The sequence below is a fragment of the Luteibacter sp. P4_E6 genome (genome assembly GCF_056401535.1).
The window spans coordinates 1-3,031 of record NZ_JBFUJE010000473.1 but is presented as its reverse complement, the minus strand read 5'-3'; the positions used below and the strand labels follow the sequence as shown (position 1 = coordinate 3,031).

Annotated in this window: 4 protein-coding genes; all 4 read left to right on the top strand. The window is 65.4% G+C overall.

Annotated features, from left to right (window positions below):
* Nucleotides 1-258 (top strand): energy transducer TonB (locus AC1DT2_RS19410; RefSeq protein ID WP_477298109.1); only part of this gene is annotated, 258 nt, incomplete at its 5' end.
* Between the two features lies 1 nt (nt 259).
* Complete coding sequence (locus tag AC1DT2_RS19405; protein WP_477298108.1) at nt 260-796, top strand: RNA polymerase sigma factor; 537 nt, start codon at nt 260-262, stop codon at nt 794-796.
* Nucleotides 797-801: 5 nt separating this feature from the next.
* Complete coding sequence (locus tag AC1DT2_RS19400; RefSeq protein ID WP_477298111.1) at nt 802-1,770, top strand: FecR family protein; 969 nt, start codon at nt 802-804, stop codon at nt 1,768-1,770.
* 111 nt (nt 1,771-1,881) lie between these two features.
* Nucleotides 1,882-3,031 (top strand): ShlB/FhaC/HecB family hemolysin secretion/activation protein (locus AC1DT2_RS19395; protein WP_477298107.1); only part of this gene is annotated, 1,150 nt, incomplete at its 3' end.

The following is a 3,031-nucleotide window of genomic DNA, read 5'->3' as shown; positions in this document are numbered from 1 at the left end:
CTCTGCGCGCACGCGGCGACACGGCCGGGTAGTTTCCGCCTCGCCATGCAAGTGTGGATCGATGCGGCGGGTGCCATCACCGAGGTGTCCGCGCTGGCACCGTCGGACGATCCGCACCGTGACGCACGCGTGGTCGCTGCGCTGCGCGGTGTGCGTTTGCCTCCTTCTACATCCCGTTTCAGCCCTGTGACAGTTCTGCTAACGCCGTCGGCTCCTGGCGCCTATCGCTGCACCGGCTCGCGCGCAGGGGAGGGCTGACGTGGATACCTCGATGCTGGGCCTGTTCCTCGCCAACTACGAAGACTTCCGTCGTCGGCTGCGCCGTCGCCTGCGCTCGGACGATCTCGTCGACGATGTACTGCAGGAGACTTACCTGCGCGTGGAACGGCTCGATCCCGAGGCCGAGCGCGCCACGCACCCCACCGGTTATCTGTTCCGCATGGCCTTGAACATGGCCGCGGACCACCACCGTTCGTCGGGCCGACTGCTCACCGGCGAAGAGGTCGACGACCTGATACAAGGCGTTGACGATCACCTCGACCCGCCCACGGTATTGTCTTCGCAGCAGGACATCGCGGCGCTGGGCCTGGCGCTGGATATGCTCACCCGTCGCCAGCGCGAGATCCTCATCGCGGCACGTATCGACGAGTTGCCCCAGGTAGACATCGCCGCGCGTTACGGCATCTCCGTGCGTATGGTCGGCAAGGAACTGAAGAAGGCACTTGAGACCTGTGCCGCAAAAGTGGGAAGAAAATCGATACAGCGGTTCGGTCCCGGTGCCGGAGATGCGTCTTGACCGGTATGGACACGACTCACATCCACGAGAGCGAACGCGAGGCCCAGGCGTGGCTGGTGCATCTGACCTCGGGTAAGGCCACCCGCGAGGACGGCGAAGCCTTCCGTCGCTGGTGCCTGGCGAGCGAACAGCATGCGGAAGCCTTCGCACGGACGCGGCAGATGTGGCAGGACCTCGGTCCGGCCATCGCGCGGCGTCAGCAATCCATCCCCCGGGGTGGACGCCCGGCGCCGAAGCACGCGATACGAATGAGTCGTCGCGCCTTCCTCGGCACCGCTATCACGGCCTCTGTCGCCGCGGTGGTCGTCGCCCGGTATGGATTCGACATGGGTGGCCAGCGCGGCACCGGCGCCACCCTGCGCACGGCGATCGGCGAACAGCGGCACGTGGACGTGACACAGGGTGTCGCCCTGGAAATGAACACCGCCACGGATATCGGCGTGCGTTCGTCGGGTAACGCCATCACCGGCGTCCGCCTGCGTTCGGGCGAGGCCGTGGTCCGTATCGACTCGTCGCACACCGCACCCTTCGTCGTTGAACTGGAGGATGCGCGCGTCCTCTCGGGTCCGGGCGCCTCGTTCGCCGTGCGCTGCGTGGACGGCGTGTCCACGGTGACCTGCCTGGAAGGGCAGGCGGTGCTGGCGCGTGCCGCGACGAAGACCCTGGTCAAACCCTCGCAGCAGCTGGCCTTCGATGCCGATGGCCTTGGCGCTGCGGTTGCCGTCAATCCCGACACCGCGCTCGCATGGAGGCACCGCGTACTGATCTACGACAACCAACCCCTTGCCGACGTCGTCACCGACATCAATCGCTATCGCCCCGGCCGCATCGTCATTACCGACCACGCGCTCGGCGAGCGCCGCGTGCATGCGCGTTTCACCCTGGACCAGATGGCCGACGTGGCCACGCTGATCGAAGACGCCTATGGCGCGCACGCTACCCATCTTCCGGGTGGTTGGGTGTTGTTGAGCTGACTGTCGCACGGGGTCGGCACCGTCGGCCTCATGAATTTTTCGTGACAACGGTTCAGTGCCACCACTGCCCACGCGTCCTTAGGGCAGATGGAACATCAGGGGAAGCTCCGCGTGGCTACACGAGCAGTATGGGTGCGAGGCGCACACGCGCTGGCGCTGGCGATTTCGCTGTCGCTGACAGGTGCCGCCATGGCGCAGGACGCGCCGACCGCGTTCGACGTGAACGAATACGTCGTCGACGGCAACACGACACTGCAGGCGCTGGATATCGAAACGGCCGTGTACCCGTTCCTCGGTCCCGGCAAGTCCATGAACGACGTGAACGGCGCGCGCGATGCGCTGCAGAAGCTCTACCAGAGCCACGGATACCAGTCCGTGGTGGTGGATCTTCCGCCGCAGCAGGTGAAGGGCGGCATCATCCGCTTTCAGGTCACCGAGAACACGGTGGGCCGCGTGCGCGTGGAAGGTGCGACCTACCATTCGCCCAAGGACATCCGCGACTCGGTGCCAGCCCTGCGCGAAGGCGATGTGCCCAACTTTGCCGACGCCCAGCAGCAGCTCACCGACGTGAACAAGCGCGGTGGTGCCCAGGTGGTGCCCGTCCTGACCCAGGGCAAGCTGCCGCAGACGATGGACGTGACGCTGAAGGTCACGGACAGCTCGCCGATGCATGCGAGCCTCGAGGTCAACAACGACCACAGTGTGAATACGCCGGAGCTGCGCACCATCGGCAGCCTGCGCTACGACAACCTGTTCCAGAAGGGGCAGTCGGCGTCGCTCACCTATATCGTCGCGCCGCAGGACCAGAGCGCGGCCGAAGTCTGGTCAGGGTCATACTTCATCCCGCTGGATGCCGACTGGAGTGTCCTGGCCTCCGCGTACAAGTCCAACAGCAATGCCAATGCCGTCGGCGGCACCACCGTGCTCGGCAAAGGCAATGCCTTCGGCTTCACTTTCGTGCGCACGCTGCCGACCCACGGCGAGTACTCGCAGTCGCTTTCGCTTGGCGTCACGCGCAAGCACTTCGACCAGAACATCAGCCTGGGCGGGGATACCTCGAAGGCGCCGATTACCTATATCCCGCTGGTGGCCAGCTACCAGGGCCAGAGTGTCGGCGAGCACTCGTCGAGCAGCATCGGCCTCAGCGGTACCTTCGGTTTCCGTGCCGGTGCCAGTGATTCGGCCGCGTTCGACAACCAACGCTACAAGGCCAAGGCCAACTTCTTCTACATCAAGGCCGACGCCGGCCACTCGATCCTGT

What these genes read in the sequence shown, in the direction of transcription:
- AC1DT2_RS19400 (WP_477298111.1), top strand. Translation starts at nt 802, where the DNA reads ATGGACACGACTCACATCCACGAGAGCGAACGCGAGGCCCAGGCGTGG.